Raw genomic sequence first — 18,816 nt, forward strand, 5'->3', positions numbered from 1 at the left:
CCGCTCCCCCGGTTCCCCCGGTTTCCCCGGGCTACATCCCCTCGACCTTGTACGGGTCGTGCTCGGCGAGCAGCTTGTCCAACCGGGCCTGGTCCACCCGGCTGGTCACCTGCCCCTCCTGCTGACGGTCCCGGACCACCTTCGACAGGGTGAACGTCGCCGTCACCACATAGAGCAGCCCCACCGCCAGGAACGCCCTCACCCACGCGTCCACCGGCAGGTACGCCACCCCCACCACCATCGCCCCCAGCGCCAGCCCGAACGAGATCGCGGCCTGCGCGGCATACGCGGCAGTCGTCTGCTGCTGCGGAATCACCTTGGTCATGCCTCCACCCTCCCCGCCCGTGACCCGCCCCACATGAGTACGCCTACTCAACCCTCCCCCTGCCCCGTCCCCACGGTGCGAGCGACCACCTCCCCAAGTGCGGTATTGTTTCCCTGCGCGATCAACCCGGGGCCCGCCCCGGAAGATCAAGCACCGGGACGTGGCGCAGCTTGGTAGCGCACCTGACTGGGGGTCAGGGGGTCGCAGGTTCAAATCCTGTCGTCCCGACCAGCGATTTCGCAGGCCGGAGGCCGTTTCCGCAGAAATGCGGGAGCGGCCTTCTTCGGTTCTCTGCCTGCGGTTGTCGCACGTTGTCGCGTCGGCCGTGATGCGCTCGGTGGGCCCACCCGGGCTTGACCTGCGCGTTCGCGTTTTCTGTCGACGACGGGGTTTCTGGTATCCCAGGTGTTGTCGCGTAGGGGCGACAACACCCGCGCACGGTGGGGCGCTGACGTGCCGTCACTCCTTGAGGACCCTCGGGCGGCGAGTCGCCGCGTGCCGGGGGCTTGAGGGCGCTGGGCGCGTTCGTGGTCGGCTTGGTCGAGGGCGGCGGCCAGCGCGGTGGTGGCGTCGTGGGCGGCGTATGTCATGAGGTGTCCGTAGAGGTTGACGGTGGTGGCCAGCGTGGGGTGGCGCAGGTCGTGCAGGCCGATGCGGGACAGACCGATTTCATCGCTTCGGTGGCGGATTGGGTCCAGCACTCGCTGCGGTCGCAGTGGTGCTCCGTCGGAGCCGGCGAAGACCAGCCCCCAGCGGGGTTCCTGCGGGCCGGAGTCTCTGGTGTACGGCGGTTTGTGCGATCGCGCCCACCAGGCCGGTGTAGGCGTCAGAGATCACGAGCTGGACTCCGCCCAGGCCGCGGGCGGTCAGGGAGCACAGGAACGCCGGCCGGCGGCGCCGTCCTCGGCGGTGGTCACGTCCAGACCGAGGATCTCGCGGTGCCCGTCGGCGTTGACCCCGACCGCGACTAGCGCGCGGACGCCTGTGACCCGGCCGCCTTCCCGGACCTTCTGCGTCAGGGCGTCCACCCGGACGAACGCGTACGGCCCCGTGTCCAGCGGACGGCTACGAAGGCCGCGACCTGTTCGTCCAGGTGCTTGGCCATCGCGCTGACCTGTGATTTCGACAGTTACTGAAATTGAACTCGTGGAGTCGTAGGGGCTGACGTTCGGTGCCTGTCTGCGGTATCCCGGGAGGATGCGGTATCGGTTGGGGGGCTGACCGCCGGACGGCATCGCAAGCGCGAGGAGTTACGACTTGCGGCGGCTGAGCGGTTCGCCTGGGGTGAAGGCTGTACGTCGATCCCCGGAGACCTGCGAGTCAGTGTCCGGTCGATGCAGCGATTGCGTCACACGTGGGCCGAGGGCGGTCCACGCTCATTGCGGTCGCAGGGCCCGTCGTCGCTGCCGAGGCTGAGCGAGAGGCAGTTCGCCCAGCTGGAGACGGAGCTGGCGAAGGGGCCGGCCGCGCACGGCTGGGAGGACCAGCGCTGGACCCTGCCCCGGGTCAAGACCGTGATCGGGCGACGCTTCCACCTGACCTACACCATCCAGGGCGTACGAAAACTGCTGGTCCGCGACGGCTGGTCCTGCCAGGTCCCGGCCCGACGCGCCATGGAAAGGGACCACAACGCCGTAAAGCCGGGTGGGTCAAGGAGGTCTGGCCACGCGCGGAAGGCTAGGCCGTGTTTTGGAAGTAGCGCCGTCCGCCCAAAAGGGCGGGGCCCGTGGCGTCTGGTGCGTGCGATCGCAAGGCGGAGGGTTGTCCTCGTAGTGGGCCTACTCGGACAAGCCCGACAACGAAGCGAGCGTGCGTGCCAGGCGCCACGGGATGGGGGCACCTCCCCCGCCGAAGGCAGGGGGGGAGGGACTTCCAAAACACGGCCTAACCGCTACTACCCGCATCGCGCCCCGCGCTGCTGCGCTATCGGGAAGTGCTGCGGCAAGCGACTCTCCCCCCGCACCGTCCAGTACATCCACGCCATCCTCGGCTCCACTCTCCAACACGCCGTGCGCGAGGAACGCATCCCCCGCAACGTCGTCCGAGCTGTCCAAATCGGACCGATCCAACACCGCCGCTTCGAACCACTCACCGCCGACGAAGCCCGACGCTTCCTCAAGACCGTAAAGGACGATCGACTCCACGCTCTGTGGGAACTCGCCCTGCGCACCGGCATGCGCCGCGGCGAACTCCTCGGCCTGACCTGGACCGACCTCGACACCCGCACCCGAACCCTGAGCGTCCGCCGCACCCTCCAGCACGCCCCCGCCGGCGGCGGCACCGCCCTCTACCCCACCAAGACCCTCGCCTCGGAACGGCGCATCGCCCTCCCCAACGCCTGCATCACCGCCCTGAGCCAGCACCACCGCGCCCAGCAGACAGAACGCCGCGCCAGCGGGGAAGGCTGGCACGACTCAGGGCCGATCTTCACCACCCCGAACGGCAATCCGCTGCTTCCGACCTCGGTCACCGCGCGCTTCCGGGTGCTCCTCGGCCAGGCAGGCGTACGCCGCATCCGATTTCATGACCTCAGACACACCTGCGCCACCCTGCTCCTGGAACAGGGCGTCGAACTCATCGTGATCAAAGACCTTCTCGGCCACGCACACATCTCGATCACCGCCGAGATCTACGCACACGTCCGCCTCCGCCTCCAACACGACGCCATCGAAGCCCTCGGCAACGCCCTCACCGACCCCGTAGAAAAGGGCTCCCGGGACGACGAACCCCCAACAGATGGGATCGCCGTCCACTGACGTTGCCGTCAGCGTTGCCGTCAAACCACCCCACAGACCACAGTGGCCCCACCGGAAAAAAATCCGATGGGGCTTCAGTCGCCTGTCGAAGATCAAAGATTGAAAGATCGGTACTAGATATCGAGCTCGCCGGAACCGACTAGTTCGACAACAACAAAGCGAAATTGGATCACGATTGATCGATTTCCGGGAAATCCGTTTGAATTCTCACCAGAAGAGCAGAGAGCGCAGAGCGCAACTCCGCTTCCGAAATGGCGACATTATCGAACTGCCCATACTTGTCGCAAATCTCGAAGCCACCACCTTCGGACTTCTTGACGTATGCGGTGGTGGTATTGACGGTACCGGAGTTGGGGGAAGAGGGTGCCAGCCCGTCAAGCGCTTCGAGAAATTGACAGACAGCATAAGCCCGTTTGCCGAAAGAAATCGCCAACGTCTCGATGGCCACGAGCAAGTTGGCGTCCGCCTGCGGGGTGCGGGTGGGCTGCCAGACTCCACCCGCATAGGCGAAATCCCACGTCACCTGATTCTCAGCCATGGCTCATCCTCCCGTCGGAAAGAAGGTGGAAGGCGAGTACAGGCCATCAGCACCTTTTTCCAGGTACCCTATCATCTCGACGCCCCTGTACGGACCGGCTACACGAGTGCCCGCGTTGCTGTACTCCCCATTTGCGAAGAGATATTCACCAGCGGCCTGGATTTCCTTAGGGCCCCAGCCTTCAGGGAAGAAGGTATGGCCAATGCTCGACTTGGGCGTCATATCCCAAGTCTCCGGGTCATAGGAACCAACAGTCCCGCGGACCGAAACAGATCCGTAGGCGTGCGCGCACAGGCGTCGATGCCGGTCTGGAGATAGTGGCCCGCGCGGCGGTGGGTAGGCCCCCAGAAGACGTCCCGCGCCTCGCTCGGGGGATCGTGCAAAGTCAGCTCGCTGGAGACGGATGAGGCGTTCCAATGGGTGTCATGGCAGATTCCTGGATCGGGTGAGTCGTCGTAGCCGCATTAGCCGCTGCGGTGATCGTGACAGGGTGCTCGGCTCTGCGAGCGCGAGCGCGAGCGCGGCCAGCCAGCTCCCCCGCCGGCCGCGTGAGGCGCAGATCGCCCTCAGCGGCGTTGTCACGGGCGATGCCCAGCAGCGGTTCACCCTCGCCGACGTCGCCGGAGGCGTGGCCCGGCCCAAAGTACGCGGGCAGGGCCACGCCAGGATTTCCGCCCTACCTATGGCGCAGCCCGGTGAGGATTCCGACGAGGGACATCACTGCGCAGATTCCCACCAGAACCAGAACTAGGGGGACTGGATTGAGGAGGCCATTGAGGAGAGCCACCACGATGCATAGCAGCAGGCCGATTGAGGACAAGCGGACACGAAGGCGACCTTGAGGAGCACTACGACGCGTCACCAACTTCCCCCTTCTTTTTGCTAGCTGATAAGGCCCAACGCCCAGGCACCCACGCCCGCCGTGACGCCCCAAACACCGCATGACTCGGCATCGTCCACAAGGGATCCCCCACCGAAGGCTGCACCTACCGCTCCTCCGGCGCATCCTGCGGCCGCTGCTCCCACAATGGGGCCAGCCAGGGCTCCCACGGTAAGTCCGAACGCGGCCGAAACGAAAGCTGTTTCGAAGTCTTTGAGGAGACTGAATGTTCCGTTGGGGTCGGTGTTGTTGGCGGGGTTGTTGGCGAAGGCGGTGTAGGGGTTGGTTTCCTGGCCCGAGGGGTCGGTTTGGGTGAAGCGGGCGAGGGTGGGGTCGTAGGAGCGGGCGCCCATGGCGTAGAGGCCGGTGGGGTCGAGGTAGGCGCGCCCTGGAACTGGTAGGGCTGGGGGACGGTCTGGGTGGGGGTGGTGCGGTACAGGCCGGTGGGGCCGTAGGCGTAGGTGTCCACGCGGGTGCCGGTGTTGTCGACCAGGCCGAGGACGGAGCCGTCGGCGTCGGTGAGGTAGTAGTAGGACTTGCCCCCGGTCCTCATGGAGTTGAGTGTGCCCCCGGGCTCGCGGGTGAATCCGGTGTCCACGCTCGCGGTGGTGGAGGCGGCCAGGCCCTCCGGGCCGTTGTGGAAGGTCGTCGTGGTGGCACCTGCGGTGAAGGTGGCGCGTTCGGCGGCGTCGGTGCCGGCGTAGGTGACGGAGTAGGTGGTGGCGGGGCCGGAGGCCGGGGTGACGGTCAGGGCGGTGGGCTGGTTGAAGTCCGACCAGGTCTCGTTGGTGCGCGGGCCGCCGGCGGAGTTGCCGGCGGTCTCGTCGCCGTCGGCTTTGTACGACCAGCCGGTGGTGGAGCCGGACTTGGAGGTCAGTTCGGAGGCGTCGTTGTAGCCGTAGGTGGTCTCACCGGGGCAGGTGCTCTTGTCGCCGGAGTGGGAGGTGCGGTTGCCGGCGGCGTCGTAGCATTCCAGCCACATCGCGCTGCCCGGGGTTTCGGCGGTGTAGGTGAGGCGGTTTTGCGCGTCGTAGGTGTAGGTGAGGGTTTTGCCGGCCTGGTTGTCCTTGCTGGTGTGGATCAGCGTGCCGTCCTTGCCGCTGGGGCCGGTGGTGTAGGTGTAGGCGAGGTCGACCAGCGTGGTGGAGCCGGCCTTGGCGGTCACGGACTTGGGCCGGTTGGAGTTGTCCAGGCCGATCGTCTGCGTCGTCCCACCGGGGTAGGCCGTGGTGGTCAGGACGTTGTCGTTGTTGTAGGTGTACGTGGTGGTCGCTCCGGAGGGGTCCTTCAACGTGTGGAGGTTGTTGGCGTCGTCGTAGCCGTAGACGACCTGCCCGGTGGGGTCGGTGTAGGTCTGCACGTTGCCGGCCGGGTCGTAGGTGAGCACCGTGGTGGAGGTGTCGGGCAGCGTGCGCGCGGTCTCGCGGTCCAGGGCGTCGGGCAGGTAGGTGGTGGTGCCGGTCGCGTCGGTGCGGGAGGTCTGGTTGCCGTCGCCGTCGTACACGTACGACACGGACGCGCCCCCACGACACCCGTCGTCGGCAAGTGGACCCGCCTGGTCGCCGTCTACGACTCCACCGCCCACACCATGTCCCTCTACGTCGACGGCAGCAAAGCCGCCACCACGCACTGGACGGGCACCGACTGGAACGCCGCCGGACCACTCGAAATCGGCCGCCGCCAATTCACCGGCGGCTACGGCGAGTACGCCGACGGCGAGATCAGCGACGTACACGTCTACGACACGGCGCTGCCCCTCGCGGACGCCGTGAACATGGCCGACAGCCCGAAGGCCGCCCAACTCGACTGAGCCGGAACCGTAGTTGATCGGTCACGTGTCCGCCCGCTCCCTCGGCAACCAGGATCGGGCGGACAGGGCTACGGACCCCAGCAAGCAGGTCTCATGACAGCCGGATTCGACCGAGGCTCTCTCTTGACCGTCAGAGGTCGACCCGCGGGAACCCCGGTGAGTACGCGCCTCGTGCAGCTCGCAGGTATTTGCTGGGGGACCGTTCGGGGCCGCATCCCGCGCGCCCGGTGGTGAGCGATCGCGTATCCGTACGTACCGCACGCCCCGTTCATCCGGGACAGGGCGAATATGCCCCACCGGGGGTCAGGGGGTCGCAGGTTCAGATCCTGTCGCCCCGACAGACGGGGAAGCCCGCTGGCGGAGCACATCGCTCCAGCCCAGCGGGCTTCTTCGCGTCCACGGGCACGCCACCGCGCGATCCGCAGACGCCGCGGGGCTCCAGGGGCGAACGGCGTTCGCCGGTTCAGTGGCGGGCCGGGGCGGAGATGCCGGTCCCGCCCGGGAGGTCGGCTCCGAACTGTGCGATGACCGCGTCCAGGTCGAGCGGCGTGAAGGCCTCGCGGTCCACCTCGTCGATCCTTTCGGCGGGCACCAGCCAGCACACTTCGAACTCCAGGCCGTCCGGGTCTTTGACGTACAGCGACTTGGTGGTGCCGTGGTCGATCTCGTGGGCCAGCGCACCTGCCCGCAGCAGCTTGTCGCGGATCTGCCGGAGTTCGGCCAGGGTGTCCACCTCCCACGCCAGGTGCGCGAGCCCGGGGTATCGGCCCGGGCTCTGCGGGGAAGCCGGGTCCGCTGTCTGGAGGAAGGCGAGGTCGTGGTCGTTGGAAGACCCCTCGGCCTGCACGAACGCGCCCTCGGGCACCTTGCCGCCGTCGGCGTGGAGGCGGAAGACGGTGCGGAACTTCAGCAGGTCGGAGTAGAAGGCGACGCTGCGTTCGACGTCGCGGACATAGAGCACGGCATGGTTGAGACGCTGGACCGGCATGTCGCTCCTCGATTGGTTACGACTAGTGCGTAGCCCCACCATAGGGAAGCAACGAGGGCGTCACAAAAGGCACATTCATGTGCGCAAAGCACATCAATGACCCTGACCGTCCCACTGTCCCGCCCCGTCTACGCCGCCGAGGTGCCCCGCGTCGAGTACGCGCCGAGTACGCGTCGAGTACCCAATTGACGCCACCGGGCGGGCGGATCAGGCTGCGGAGACGGCGCCGGGTCCGCGTTCGTCGCTGTCCGCCGTGAGTTGGGCGCGCGCCCCCGCGCGGACCCGCACAAGCCCGCTCGTGAAAGCCCGAGGCCAACCGGACTTGGGACGGGGAAGCGGGGGCGATGGCGGAGGCGATGGCAGGCCGGGCGGCCTCCTCGGAGAGGCTTCCTGAGGCGACGTCTGGTGCTGGCAGGGGCTCCCCGTCGATGGGTCCCGGTTCTGCGCGCCCGGGGGCGGCCGGGAGCGGCCGGGGGAGGCCGGGGAGTTCGCCGTCAGGGGGTGGTGTCCGGCCCGGCGCTACGGGGCACCGTCGCCTCCCCGTTCGTCACGGGGGGTCTCGTCCGCGCCGGTCTCGTCCGTGCCGGCCACCGGCGCCGTGAGGTGTTCGAGGGTACCGGTGACAGCCAGGAGGCGGTCCAGCCGCGTGCCGCGCTCGTCCAGGTGGAGGCGGACGCCGGCTTCGCCGGTGCGGCGGCGGATCATCAGCAGGGCGGACAGCCCCATGGTGTCGACGGTGCCGAGTTCGGCGCAGTGCAGGTGCAGGTCGTCCAGGTGCGGGTGTTCGGCAAGCTTCTCCGTCACGGCGGCCACGAGGCGGTCGGCATTGTCGTAGTCGAGGTCGCCGTGGAGTTCGATCCGGACGGTGTCCTCGGTGTCGACCGTGGTCAGGCGCAGATGGGCGGGGGGTGTCATCGTCATAGGGGCTTCCCGGCGATGGTGCGAGGGGCGGTGGCGAACGTGTCGAGGGCCTGTTCGAGGATGTTGACGGCCCGCGGGAAGTCCTTGAGCTCGCGGGCCAGGATGCCCAGGGCCGGCGGCAGGCTGTGCGCGGGGACGCCGCGAGCGGTGAGTATCCCGGCGGTCCAGGTGACGAACCCGGTGAAGAGCTCCGCGTCGCCCAGGTAGAGGGCGGTGGCGAGGAACTCCACGATGTGCGCGAGGTCTTCCGCCGTACGCTCCCGCTGTGCCGCGCTGTATCCGCGCATGGCGGGGAACGCCTCCTCCAGGGAGGCGAGGACGGTGCGCACGAGCGAGGCGCTGTTGCGGGTGACCATGGTGTATTCCTGGTCGGCCAGGTGCGGCAGGTCGTCGGCCGGCTGGTGGTCGGGCTGCGGGCGGGGCAGCGGGCCGCGGGCGAGCCGGTCGGCCGCGGCGCGGGCGTCGGGCGCCCAGGCGTCGGCGCCGAGCAGCCGGGCGTAGCGGCCCCCGGGTCCGAAGGCGGCTCCTCCGACCAGCACGGGTACGCCGATGGCCTGGCAGGCGGTGATCGCGGCGTGCGCGGTGGGCAGCCGGACCGCGATCGAGCCGGACAGGGCGACCGCGTCGGCGTCGGTGCGGTGCAGGTGGCCGACCAGGTGCGGGGTGGGGACCTGGGCGCCGAGGTAGTCCACCTGCCAGCCGCGCAGGGTCAGCACCTCGGCGAGCAGGCGGGCGGGCAGGGCGTGCCATTCCCCGTCGACGCAGGACACCGTGATCCGGCCCTGGTCGGGCGCGGCGTCCGGGGCGGCGTGCAGCGTGAGCGCGGTGACGACCCGCTCGTTGATGGCTGTCGCCGCGTGCTCCTGGGCCACGCTGAGGCGGTTGGCGGCCCACTCCTCGCCCACCTTGCCCTGCACCGGGGCGATCACGTCCAGCAGGAGGGTCTCCGGGTGCACGCCGTCCGCGAGCGCGCGCAGCACCACGTCGGTGGCCCTCCGCTCGTGGGTCGCCACGACGGCCTCCCACAGCTCGTCGACCAACCGCTCGACCACACCGCTGTCCGGAAGGCGGTCCCGTGTACTGGTTCTCATGCAACGCATCTGCCCTGAATGCGCGCGTTCACCGCACCCCGCGGCCCGGCGCGCGGCCGCCGGGCCCGTGCCGCCGCCTCCCGCCGGGCGCACGCGCGGCCCGGCGGGCCGGAGCCCGGCGGTCAGGAGCCCGGCGGTCAGGATGTGCGGTGTTCACCAGGTGCGGCGTTCACGAGCTGCGGCGTTCACCAGGCGCGGCATCACGCGGTGAAGCGGCCCCGGGTGTGGCCGTTCACCGCGATGAGATGGTGGCTGCGGGGCGCGGAGATCACCACGACGGCCATGTCGTCGTGGGAGCCCTTCCCCACCCACTCCGAAGCGAGCATCTGGACCCGTTCGACGACGCTCTCGGCCGGCATGCCCGCGCACTCCGACAGGGCCCGCTGGAGGCGTTCCTCGCCGAACTGCGTGCCGCCCATCGGTCCTCCCTTGGCCTCGGTGATCCCGTCGGTGTACAGGACGCAGGACTCGCCGGGCGCGAGGGTGATGCTCGCGGTGCGGGCGGGCGCGCTGGGCAGGGCGCCCACCAGGGTGCCCCGGGTCCTGGCCTCCTCCACCGCGCCGGTCGCGCGGACGATCAGCGGGCTCGGGTGACCGGCGCTGGTCAGCCGCAGGCCCACCCCGCTGCCCTTCCGTACCGCGGAGGCCAGCACCAGGGTGGCGAACCGGCTGTGGCGGGAGTTGAGCAGCGCGGTGTTGAGCAGGCCGATCATCCGCTGGTGGTCGTCGGCCATGGGCAGCAGCGCGTGCAGCGTGTTGCGGATCTTCCCGGTCAGCACGGCGGCTTCCAGCCCCTTGCCGCACACGTCCCCGAGCGCGACCAGCGACGGCTCGCCGTCGACGACGGCGGGGTGCACGTCGTAGAAGTCCCCGCCGATCCGCTCGTGGTCCGCCGACGGCCGGTAGCCGCCGGCGAAGTCCACGCCGGAGACCTCGTGCAGCGACGGGGGCAGCAGCTCCTGCATCAGCGTCTCGGTGATCGACGACTGCTCCGCGTACAGGCGGGCGGCCGACATCGCGACGCCCGCGCGGGCGGCGAACAGCCGGGCGCAGACCTCCTCGTTGTCGGTGAACGGCGCATCACCCGAGCGGCGCAGCAGGACGAGCGCGCCGGCGGGTACGCCGTGGCCGGGCAGCGGGGTGACCACGATCGAACCGGCCGGGCCGAACCCGTCGGGCACCAGCCAGTCGGGCGCGGCCGACGGGTCGATCCACCGCGAGGGCATCGGCGGGAAGCCGCGCAACGCCTCGCCCAGGCCGGGCACTTCGTCCGGGTCGACCGGCGCGTGGGTCCGTACGGTGTCTCCGCCGCGCAGGCAGGTCACCATCGGCAGTCGGGCCCCGCGGGCCGGCGCGACGACCAGTGCCGCGTCGGCGAGGTGCTCCGAGGCCAGGTGCGCGATCACCTCCATGCAGCGGACCATGTTGAGCGAGGACAGCAGGGTGCTCGACGCCCTGGTCAGGAACGCGGTCTGCTCACGCTCCAGCCGCAACGCCTCCCGCACCAGCCGGAGTTCGGTGTCGTCGACCAGCCACCACACCACCGTGCCGTCGCCCTGCGCCCGCGGGTACGCCTCGAAGCTCCGCTCGCCGATCAGGCCCGAGAGCGGTTCGGCCGCCGCGGAGCCGGCCGGGCGGGGGCGGGCCGCCCGCACGGCGTTGTGCGCGGCGGACAGCCAGTCCGGCGCCCAGTCCGCGAAGCGCGTCCCGGGGCGGGCCCCTGGCAGCAGCGCCTCGGCTGAGTCGTTCCGCACGACGATCGTGTCCCGGCCGTCAACGACCAGGACGGGATAGGGGGCACGGCGCCACGGAGAACCGTGTTCCGGTCCGGCGCCGGTCTGCGCTCTGGTGGAGACCATATGCTGAGGACCCGCTGTGCGAATCCCTCACCTCATCGACTCGACGAAATCGTTGCCACCCGGCAACCATCCTGCATGTCCCGCCCCGATGGCAACCGGCCCCCGTCCCAACGGCGCGCCGCACCGGAGGCTTTCGGCACCGCGCGGGCGCGCTCCGGGCCGGCTCCGGACCACGTCCGGGTCAGGCACGACGGCGCCGCCCGCCTGCGGGACGAGGGCCGAGGGGCCGGGGCGGAAGGGGCCTGGCGGAAGGTCCCGGCACCCGCCCCGGACCGGCCGTGCCGGCTACACCAGAGGGAGCACGGCCGAGATCGTCTTGCCCGCGCGGTGGGTGACGACTGTCACCTCGTGGGCCAGCCGGCAGACCATCTGCCAGCCGTACCCGCCGATCCTCGGCATGTCCTCGGCCGCGTCCGGTCCGGACGGGCTGACCGGGGGCTCGGGGCTGGCGTCTCCGACGTACAACCGCAGCGCGTCCCCGTCGATCTCCGCGGAGAACCGGGTCAGGCCGCCGCCGTGCCGGTTGGCGTTCGTGACCAGCTCCGACGTGACCAGCAGCACATCCGCCACCACCACGGTCTCCCTCCAGTCGGCCGCCGGAGCGCAGAAGCGCCGCTCCAGCAGAGCGAGGACCGCCGCCCGCGCGTCCGCGCTGGACCGGGGAAGCGCGCTCGGCGATCCCGCGGCGCCGCCGGACCCGATGCCCGTACCCGCGCCGTGCTGATCACCTGCTGCTTCCCCGCTCACTGGGGGCCTGTCTACCCGGTGCGCGCAACGGCACGCCACCGGGTTCCCCGCCGTCACCGAGCGCGCGCCGTCAATACGTCATCGCCTCCCGCAGGCTGTCCGCCAGGACGAACGCCGAGGCCGTGTTGGTCACGTCGAGCAGCCGGCGTACCGCCAGGCTGGGCCCCGCGATCACCAACTCGACCTCCGTGGCGACGTATGCGGCTCTGGCCTGGAGGAGTGTGTGCAGCACCGAGGAGTCCGCGAACGCCACGTCCGAGGCGTCCACCACGGTGCGCCGTCCACCGGTGTCCAGGCCCCGCCGTAGCGCGTCCGACATCGCCGCCGTGCGGGACTCGTCCAGATCGCCCGCGATCCTCACCATCCACACCCCGCCGCCTGCGGCCCAGGCGGACACCTCCGCGCCCTGCCCCGCCATACCTGCCTCCCCCACTTGTCGCGGTCTCTTCGCACGGTGCTCGGGACGATACCCCGGGCCGATCATCCGATGCTTCGCGGGGAACGGGTGTTTGAAAGTCCAGCGCCGGTAAAGACGGTCGCTGTCAGGGATCGTCGGAAACGGAGAAAGAGCGCGTCATGGGTATTGTTGCCTGGATCATCATCGGACTGCTGGCGGGCGCCATCGCCAAGGCGCTCATGCCGGGCCGCGACCCGGGCGGCATCATCATCACGATGGTCATCGGAATTCTCGGTGGACTGCTCGGCGGATGGCTCGGGAAGGTCATCTTCCACGTGCACTCCATCAACGGGTTCTTCCACCTGTCCACCTGGATCGCGGCGATCGCCGGATCGATGATCCTGCTCGCGATCCACCGGGCCGTCACCAACGGCCGACGCGCCTGACCGGCGCACCCCGGCGGGTCCGGCCCGCGCCCTGACACCCGGCTCCGCCCGTGTCCGCGCGCCTGACCGGTCCGGCACACCCCCCGCGTCGTCGACGTCCCGGGGACGCCGGGAACCGAGGTTCCCGCCTCAGGGGCTCATCGCATTTCCCGACCGCCCGGTAGCGCGGGCGTCGGCGTACCACTTGTCCGCACCACGGGTACTGCCTCGCCTGAGTTGTCACAGGAATCCCCTGAATCGGCCGGCGACTCCCGGGCACACCAATTCTCGGAGGTTCACCATCATGGCACCGTTGCTCATTGTTCTCCTGCTGGCACTGATTCTCATCGGTGCGGGTTTCGCGGTGAAACTGCTGCTGTGGATCGGCATCGTGGTGCTGGTCCTTTGGGCGCTGGGATTCCTCCTGCGCTCGACCGGATCGGGCGGCAACCGCGGGCGCTGGTACCGCTGGTAGACGAAGCGTCACCGCGTTCGCGGTGACCGAACCCGCGGCCCCACGCGTGCCCGCCCCGAGGAACATCTCGGGGCGGGCACGCGCGCGCGTGCGAGGGTGAGGGCCGCCGCACGGGCGTTCAGGCTTCCTGACGCCCCGTCACCTCGGCCGGTGCCAGGCGGTGCCCCCGACGCCCCCGCTGCCCTTGCTGCCCCCGGTGCCCCCAACGCCCCCGACGCCCCACCGCGCGGGTGTTCGGTGTCGAGGAGAGCCGCGAGGTCGGGTCACCCTCCACGAGTACCAGGTCAGCCGCGGCGCCAGGCTCGATTCGCCCGCGGTCGGTAAGGCCGGACCGGTCGGTGGGGCCGGACCGGTCGGCGGTACGCCGCGCCGCCGCGCTGAGCGCCCCGACCGGACTCCAGAGCGCCGGCCCGAGCGGGCGCGGCTCGTCGTGCGGGCCGGCGCCGTGAGCGAGGCCCGGGACACCGAGGTGGGGACACCGAGGTGGGGTGCGCCGGTACCGGGGAGAACCTCGACGCCCGTGGCGTGCAACGGCCCGACCGGGCGCAGGCGTCGGACAGGTGGACGTTCCGAGAGAACCAGCAGCGTGCCGGGCGACTGCCCCGTGTCGATGAGGCGCCGGCGTCGCCGGGCATGGATCGCCCGGTCGCCGATGCCCAGGAGCCGGGCGACCTCGGCGACCTCGGCGACCTCGCTTCCGGTGCGACGAGAGCGACGAGAGCGACGAGAGCGAGAACCCTCGTGGAGGGACCCGGGAGTGACGTCAAGCCGCGCCACACGCAGGCATCGGACCGGCCGCCCGTCATCCGGTGAGGTGCGGCCGAGCGCAGTAACACACGAGTAACGCCCTTCGACCGTACCTTCGGTGAGCCCTGGTACCCCACGTCCGAGGACCGCTCAGTGCCCGATCCCTGTCCACCCGACCCGACTTCCGCTCCCGCCGACCCACCCGGCGGCGCCGACCAGCCGCTCGCCGTGGTGGACGGCGGTGAGGAGCCGTGGTCCCGACTGCGCGCCGCTCTGGAGCGGCGCCGCGCGGCGCTCCCACCGGGCGCGCTGCTCGAGGTCTCGACCTCCCACCCCGAGGCCGTTTGTGCCGTCCCGGCCTGGTGCGCCCGCAACGGTGACCGGCTGACCCGCACTCACGACGGCGACGCCGTCGCCCGCTTCGTCATCCGGATCGGCGCGCACCCGGAACCCGGTTCCGCGGGACAGGCCCTGTCCCGCGGCCCCCATGAGTAAGCCCACTCCGCCATCAGCAGGGAGACACCGCATGTTCCGTCGAAAGTCGGCCGACCCGCCGCGGGCCGGCCGTCAGCCGCAGTGGCGCGGCTTCGCCCGCAGACTGCTGCCGCCCCTCGTGGCACTGGCGATAGCCGCGGGGCTCGCCGTGGCCACCCCGGCCGTCGCTTCGGCTGCCCCGACCGCTGCCCCGACCGCTGCCCCGACCGCCGCCCCGGCCTCGGCTCCTGCCGCCCACCCCACGCACGAGCTGTGCGCCAAGCCCACCAAGCCGCGCCAGATGGCCTGTCTGGCCGTGGTGCGCGACGACGTCGCGCCGCTGCGCGGCGTTCAGCGGCCCAACGCCGCCGGTACGGACACCGCCCCCTCGGGCCTGTCGCCCAACGACATCGACAGTGCCTACGACCTGCCCACCGACACCGGCGCGGGGGCCACGGTCGCGGTCGTCGACGCCTACGACGACCCCAACGCCGAAGCGGACCTGGCTGTCTACCGCAGCCAGTACGGCCTGCCGCCCTGCACCACCGCCAACGGCTGCTTCCGCAAGTCCGACCAGCGCGGCGGCGTCACCTACCCGGTCAGCGACAGCGGTTGGGCCGGCGAGATCTCGCTGGACGTGGACATGGTCAGTGCGGCCTGCCCGCAGTGCCATATCCTGCTGATGGAGGCGGACTCGCCGACCACCGAGAACCTGGGCAGCGCGGTGAACGAGGCGGTGGCGTTGGGCGCCGACTACGTCTCCAACAGCTACGGCGGCGCGGAGTACGCCGGTGAGGCCGCGGACGCCGCGAAGTACTACGACCACCCGGGAGTTGCGGTCACCGTCAGCTCCGGCGACAACGGATACGGCAACGAATTCCCCGCCGCTGCCTCCCAGGTGACCGCGGTCGGCGGTACCTCGCTGGTCAAGGACGCGAGCGACCCGCGGGGCTGGCGCGAGAGCGCGTGGAACGGCGCCGGCAGCGGCTGCGCGGCCTACGCTCCCAAGCCCTCCTACCAGTCCGACACCGGTTGCGCGCAGCGCACCATCGCCGACGTGTCCGCGGTCGCGGACCCGGCGACCGGTGTCGCCGTCTACAACACCTGGGCCGGCGCCGGCTGGGCGGTCTACGGCGGCACCAGCGCCGCCGCGCCGATCATCGCCGCCGTGTACGCGCTGGCCGGCACCCCGGCCACGGGCGACCACCCGGCCGCCTACCCGTACGCCGACCGCAGCGGCCTGAACGACGTGGTCGACGGCAGCAACGGAGGCTGCGGCAGCTACCTGTGCACCGCGGGCACCGGTTACGACGGGCCGACCGGCCTCGGCACCCCGCACGGCACGGCCGCCTTCGGGATTCCCGGCGCGCACGGCGAGATCACCGGCACGGTGACCGACGCGGCAACCGGCAAGCCGGTGCCGGGAGCGACGGTCGCCACGTCCGCGGGCACGGTCTCCACGGGGAAGGACGGCACGTACCGGCTCGGCCTGCCGGTGGGCCGGTACGACCTGAAGGTGACCGCCTACGGATACGCCGCTCGCACCCTGGACGGGGTGTCCGTCACCGACGGCGGTACCACCGCCGAGGACGTCGCCCTGACGTCGGAGCCGATGGCCACGCTCAGCGGCAAGGTCACCGACGGCAGCGGGCACGGCTGGCCGCTCTACGCCACGGTGGCCGTCGGGGGCCGCCCGGGCGCACCGGTGTACACCGACCCGAAGACCGGCGCGTACAGCGTGCGGCTGCCGCAGGGCTCGGACTACACGCTGCACGTGAGCGCGGTCGCGGCCGGCTACACCGCGGCGGACGACACCGTGACCGTCGGCACCGCGGACACCGTCCACGACACCGCGCTCGCCGTGGACGCGACGGCATGTGTCGCCCCCGGCTACGCCGCCGCCTACACCGGGTTGAGCCAGACCTTCGACACCGGCTCGACACCCACCGGCTGGACCGTGGACACACCGCGGACCAGCGTCGCCGGCTGGACCTTCGACGACCCCGCCACCCGCGGCAACCAGACCGGCGGCCGGGGCGGCTTCGCCATCGTCGACGGCCAGTACGCGGGCCTCGGCCTGTCCCTGACCACCACGCTGACCAGCCCGTCCACCGACCTCAGCGGCCAGGACGCTCCGGTGCTCGGCTTCCGCTCCGACTACAACGAGGCCTACGGGGGCTCCGCCTACGTGGACCTGAGCCTGGACGGCGGCACCACCTGGAACACCGTCTGGCACCAGAGCCACGTCGGCGGCCAGATGGAGACCGTTCCGCTGCCGCAGGCCGCCCACCAGCCCAAGGCCCAGATCCGGTTCCGCTACGCCAACTCCTACGACTACGACCGGTGGTGGCAGGTGGACGACGCCTACCTGGGCACCCGGGCGTGCGCGCCGGTCGCGGGCGGCCTGGTCATCGGCCGGGTCACCGACAGCAACACCGGCAAGGCCGTGGACGGCGCGAAGATCACCAGCGCCGACCAGCCGCTGGACTCCGCCACGACCGCGCCGACCGGCGCGGACACCGCGCTCGGCGACGGCTTCTACCAGATGTTCTCCTCGCTGACCGGCAAGCACGCACTGAAGGTCGCCGCCGCCGGCTACACGACGGCATCGGTCCCGGTGACCGTCAAGGCCGACGCCGTGGTCAGGGCCGGCACCGCGCTGGCGGCGGGCCGGCTCACCGTTGGCGGCCCGGTGACGCGGAGCGTCGCCCTGGGCAAGGCCGGCACCGGCACGTTCACCATCACCAACACCGGGACCGCCCCGGCGAGCGTGCAACTCGGCGAGCGGGACGGCACCTTCACCTCGCTCACCGGTACGGTCAGCAGCCCCGCCTCGACCACCGCCCCGGCCGGACCCGCGACCCAGCGGATCAAGGGCCACTACGCCGGGACACCGCTCGCCCGGCGCGCGGCGGGCCCGGCCGCCACCCCGAGGACCGCCTCGCCGTCCGCCGCGCCCTGGCAGACCCTTCCCGACCTGCCCAGGGCGGTCCAGGACAACCTGGCCGCCTCCCTCAACGGCGTGATCTACTCCGTCGGCGGCACCCGGGGCGTGGACGCGGTGCCGGACGGCTACGCCTACGACCCGGCCACCGCCACCTGGTCATCGATCGCCGACCTGCCCGTCCCGAGCGAGCGCCCGGTCGGCGGCTTCATCGGCGGCACGCTCTACGCGGCAGGCGGCTGGGACAGCACCGGCCGGCCGATCACCAATCTCCAGGCGTACGACCCGGTGACCGACACCTGGTCGCAGAAAGCCGCGATGCCGCACCCGTACGCGGCCGCCGGCGCCGCTGTGCTGGACGGAAAGCTGTACGTGGTCGGCGGCTGCGACCAGAGCAACTGCGGCCACACCGATGTGCAGGTCTACGACCCGGTCTCGAACACCTGGTCCGTGGCGGCGTCCTACCCCGCCCCCACCTCGTGGCTGTCCTGCGGCGGTCTGGACGGCGCGGTCTACTGCGCGGGGGGCCTGGACCTGAGCAGCGTCAGCACCACCAAGGGCTGGGTGTACGAACCGGGCTCCGACTCCTGGACCCCGCTGCCCGACCTGCCGATCGACCTGTGGGGCAGCGCCTACGGCACCGCTGACGACCGGCTGGTCGTCTCCGGGGGTGTCACCTCGGGCAGCACCGTCCTGACCAACCAGGGCTTCGCTCTCGACCCGCAGACCCGCACCTGGACGCCGCTGCCCAACTCGAACGCGGCCACCTACCGCGGCGGGGCGGCCTGCGGCTTCTACAAGGTCGGCGGCTCGGTGGGGCCGTCCCAGATCGCGCCGGTCGCGGAGGTCCTGCCGGGCTGGGACCAGTGCGGGTCGGCGGACGTCGACTGGCTCGGCGAGACACCCGCGAGCGCGAACCTCGCGCCGGGCGCGTCGGTGAAGATCGCCGTCACGGTCAACTCCGCTGTGGTGAGCCAACCGGGCACCTACGGAGCACAGTTGACACTCCGCCAGAACACCCCGTACACCGTCGGCCCGGTCGACGTGACCATGGACGTGACCCCGCCCAAGAGCTGGGGCGAGGTCACCGGACTGGTGTCGACCGCGCAGTGCGACGGCACCACGACCCCGCTGCCCGGCGCACTGGTGCAGATCGACGGGGCGGCCGGCAGTTGGACGCTGACCACCGGTGCCGACGGCCGCTACGCACTGTGGGCGGACCGGAAGAACAACCCGCTCACCGTCATCGCGACCGCCGGCGGGCGGCAGCCCCAGACGGCGAAGGTGAAGATCACCGCGGGAGGTGTGAAAACCGCGGACTTCGCCCTCAAGCCCGTCAACTCCTGCGGCTGAGACCGCGGGTGGCCGGGTGCGGCGGGAACGTCCCGCCGCACCCGGCGCCTCGGCCGGCACGAGACACCGCCGGTGAAACTCATTAC

General features: G+C 70.9%; 15 protein-coding genes, 1 tRNA gene and 3 pseudogenes. 8 read left to right on the forward strand and 11 right to left on the reverse strand.

Going from position 1 to position 18,816, the window contains the following annotated elements:
• Positions 1-31: 31 nt before the first annotated feature.
• A complete protein-coding gene (locus ACIPAE_RS12770; RefSeq protein WP_328471618.1) occupies positions 32-325 on the reverse strand; it encodes a YiaA/YiaB family inner membrane protein in 294 nt (97 codons plus the stop codon).
• A gap of 154 nt (positions 326-479) precedes the next feature.
• On the opposite strand from ACIPAE_RS12770, the gene ACIPAE_RS12775 reads away from it, so the two are divergent.
• Positions 480-556, forward strand: a tRNA-Pro gene (locus ACIPAE_RS12775).
• 537 nt (positions 557-1,093) lie between these two features.
• Here ACIPAE_RS12775 and ACIPAE_RS12780 read toward each other — a convergent pair.
• Positions 1,094-1,454, reverse strand: a pseudogene (locus tag ACIPAE_RS12780) (transposase); the annotation flags it as partial.
• A 205-nt stretch (positions 1,455-1,659) separates the two neighbouring features.
• Between ACIPAE_RS12780 and ACIPAE_RS12785 the strand changes: the two are divergent.
• Both ACIPAE_RS12785 and ACIPAE_RS12790 read left to right on the forward strand, forming a co-directional pair.
• Positions 1,660-1,902, forward strand: a pseudogene (locus tag ACIPAE_RS12785) (winged helix-turn-helix domain-containing protein); the annotation flags it as partial.
• 432 nt (positions 1,903-2,334) lie between these two features.
• Positions 2,335-3,081 (forward strand): tyrosine-type recombinase/integrase, encoded by a 747-nt coding sequence (locus ACIPAE_RS12790; RefSeq protein ID WP_402445051.1) that lies wholly within the window; start codon positions 2,335-2,337, stop codon positions 3,079-3,081.
• Positions 3,082-3,250: 169 nt separating this feature from the next.
• Here the strand turns inward: ACIPAE_RS12790 and ACIPAE_RS12795 are convergent, their stop codons facing one another.
• From ACIPAE_RS12795 to ACIPAE_RS12805, 3 genes and pseudogenes are all read right to left on the reverse strand, one after another.
• A complete protein-coding gene (locus ACIPAE_RS12795; RefSeq protein WP_402444861.1) occupies positions 3,251-3,619 on the reverse strand; it encodes a hypothetical protein in 369 nt (122 codons plus the stop codon).
• 882 nt (positions 3,620-4,501) lie between these two features.
• A complete protein-coding gene (locus ACIPAE_RS12800; protein WP_402444862.1) occupies positions 4,502-4,852 on the reverse strand; it encodes an RHS repeat-associated core domain-containing protein in 351 nt (116 codons plus the stop codon).
• Between the two features lie 860 nt (positions 4,853-5,712).
• Positions 5,713-6,084: pseudogene (locus tag ACIPAE_RS12805) on the reverse strand (hypothetical protein); the annotation flags it as partial.
• Here ACIPAE_RS12805 and ACIPAE_RS12810 point away from each other — a divergent pair.
• Positions 5,980-6,309, forward strand: a complete 330-nt coding sequence (locus ACIPAE_RS12810) for a LamG-like jellyroll fold domain-containing protein (protein WP_402445053.1) — start codon at positions 5,980-5,982, stop codon at positions 6,307-6,309. The pseudogene ACIPAE_RS12805 and the gene ACIPAE_RS12810 overlap by 105 nt on opposite strands.
• 463 nt (positions 6,310-6,772) lie before the next feature.
• Here the strand turns inward: ACIPAE_RS12810 and ACIPAE_RS12815 are convergent, their stop codons facing one another.
• The 6 genes from ACIPAE_RS12815 to ACIPAE_RS12840 all read right to left on the reverse strand — a co-directional run bounded on the left by ACIPAE_RS12815 (position 6,773) and on the right by ACIPAE_RS12840 (position 12,333).
• The gene (locus ACIPAE_RS12815; protein WP_402444864.1) at positions 6,773-7,297 is read right to left on the reverse strand and encodes a VOC family protein; all 525 of its coding nucleotides are present in this window, start codon (positions 7,295-7,297) and stop codon (positions 6,773-6,775) included.
• A 519-nt stretch (positions 7,298-7,816) separates the two neighbouring features.
• Positions 7,817-8,218: an STAS domain-containing protein gene (locus tag ACIPAE_RS12820; RefSeq protein ID WP_329362993.1), complete on the reverse strand. Its 402-nt coding sequence runs from the start codon at positions 8,216-8,218 to the stop codon at positions 7,817-7,819.
• Entirely contained in the window at positions 8,215-9,309 is a 1,095-nt protein-coding gene (locus ACIPAE_RS12825; RefSeq protein WP_402444866.1) for a B12-binding domain-containing protein, read from the reverse strand. Before ACIPAE_RS12825 ends, ACIPAE_RS12820 begins: the two co-directional genes overlap by 4 nt.
• A 200-nt stretch (positions 9,310-9,509) precedes the next feature.
• Positions 9,510-11,168: a PP2C family protein-serine/threonine phosphatase gene (locus ACIPAE_RS12830; protein ID WP_402444868.1), complete on the reverse strand. Its 1,659-nt coding sequence runs from the start codon at positions 11,166-11,168 to the stop codon at positions 9,510-9,512.
• 285 nt (positions 11,169-11,453) lie between these two features.
• Positions 11,454-11,915 (reverse strand): ATP-binding protein, encoded by a 462-nt coding sequence (locus ACIPAE_RS12835; RefSeq protein ID WP_366414519.1) that lies wholly within the window; start codon positions 11,913-11,915, stop codon positions 11,454-11,456.
• 70 nt (positions 11,916-11,985) lie between these two features.
• Positions 11,986-12,333 (reverse strand): STAS domain-containing protein, encoded by a 348-nt coding sequence (locus ACIPAE_RS12840; protein ID WP_402444870.1) that lies wholly within the window; start codon positions 12,331-12,333, stop codon positions 11,986-11,988.
• Between the two features lie 158 nt (positions 12,334-12,491).
• On the opposite strand from ACIPAE_RS12840, the gene ACIPAE_RS12845 reads away from it, so the two are divergent.
• From ACIPAE_RS12845 to ACIPAE_RS12860, 4 genes are all read left to right on the forward strand, one after another.
• The gene (locus ACIPAE_RS12845; protein ID WP_328471521.1) at positions 12,492-12,758 is read left to right on the forward strand and encodes a GlsB/YeaQ/YmgE family stress response membrane protein; all 267 of its coding nucleotides are present in this window, start codon (positions 12,492-12,494) and stop codon (positions 12,756-12,758) included.
• 283 nt (positions 12,759-13,041) lie between these two features.
• On the forward strand, positions 13,042-13,212 hold the full coding sequence (locus ACIPAE_RS12850) for a hydrophobic protein (RefSeq protein ID WP_329363004.1): 171 nt from the start codon (positions 13,042-13,044) through the stop codon (positions 13,210-13,212).
• 900 nt (positions 13,213-14,112) lie between these two features.
• Complete coding sequence (locus ACIPAE_RS12855) at positions 14,113-14,454, forward strand: sulfurtransferase TusA family protein (RefSeq protein WP_402444872.1); 342 nt, start codon at positions 14,113-14,115, stop codon at positions 14,452-14,454.
• Positions 14,455-14,485: 31 nt separating this feature from the next.
• Positions 14,486-18,730, forward strand: a complete 4,245-nt coding sequence (locus ACIPAE_RS12860; protein WP_402444874.1) for a carboxypeptidase regulatory-like domain-containing protein — start codon at positions 14,486-14,488, stop codon at positions 18,728-18,730.
• The last annotated feature ends 86 nt before the right edge of the window (positions 18,731-18,816 follow it).

The organism is Streptomyces sp. NPDC087270 (genome assembly GCF_044744625.1).
Taxonomy (GTDB): domain Bacteria; phylum Actinomycetota; class Actinomycetes; order Streptomycetales; family Streptomycetaceae; genus Actinacidiphila.

Bases quoted from the DNA above. Each gene is read 5' to 3' on its own strand.
- ACIPAE_RS12770 (WP_328471618.1), bottom strand. From the start codon at position 325: ATGACCAAGGTGATTCCGCAGCAGCAGACGACTGCCGCGTATGCCGCG.
- ACIPAE_RS12795 (WP_402444861.1), bottom strand. From the start codon at position 3,619: ATGGCTGAGAATCAGGTGACGTGGGATTTCGCCTATGCGGGTGGAGTC.
- ACIPAE_RS12800 (WP_402444862.1), bottom strand. From the start codon at position 4,852: ATGGGCGCCCGCTCCTACGACCCCACCCTCGCCCGCTTCACCCAAACC.
- ACIPAE_RS12815 (WP_402444864.1), bottom strand. From the start codon at position 7,297: ATGCCGGTCCAGCGTCTCAACCATGCCGTGCTCTATGTCCGCGACGTC.
- ACIPAE_RS12820 (WP_329362993.1), bottom strand. From the start codon at position 8,218: ATGACGATGACACCCCCCGCCCATCTGCGCCTGACCACGGTCGACACC.
- ACIPAE_RS12825 (WP_402444866.1), bottom strand. From the start codon at position 9,309: ATGAGAACCAGTACACGGGACCGCCTTCCGGACAGCGGTGTGGTCGAG.
- ACIPAE_RS12830 (WP_402444868.1), bottom strand. From the start codon at position 11,168: ATGGTCTCCACCAGAGCGCAGACCGGCGCCGGACCGGAACACGGTTCT.
- ACIPAE_RS12840 (WP_402444870.1), bottom strand. From the start codon at position 12,333: ATGGCGGGGCAGGGCGCGGAGGTGTCCGCCTGGGCCGCAGGCGGCGGG.
- ACIPAE_RS12845 (WP_328471521.1), top strand. From the start codon at position 12,492: ATGGGTATTGTTGCCTGGATCATCATCGGACTGCTGGCGGGCGCCATC.
- ACIPAE_RS12850 (WP_329363004.1), top strand. From the start codon at position 13,042: ATGGCACCGTTGCTCATTGTTCTCCTGCTGGCACTGATTCTCATCGGT.
- ACIPAE_RS12860 (WP_402444874.1), top strand. From the start codon at position 14,486: ATGTTCCGTCGAAAGTCGGCCGACCCGCCGCGGGCCGGCCGTCAGCCG.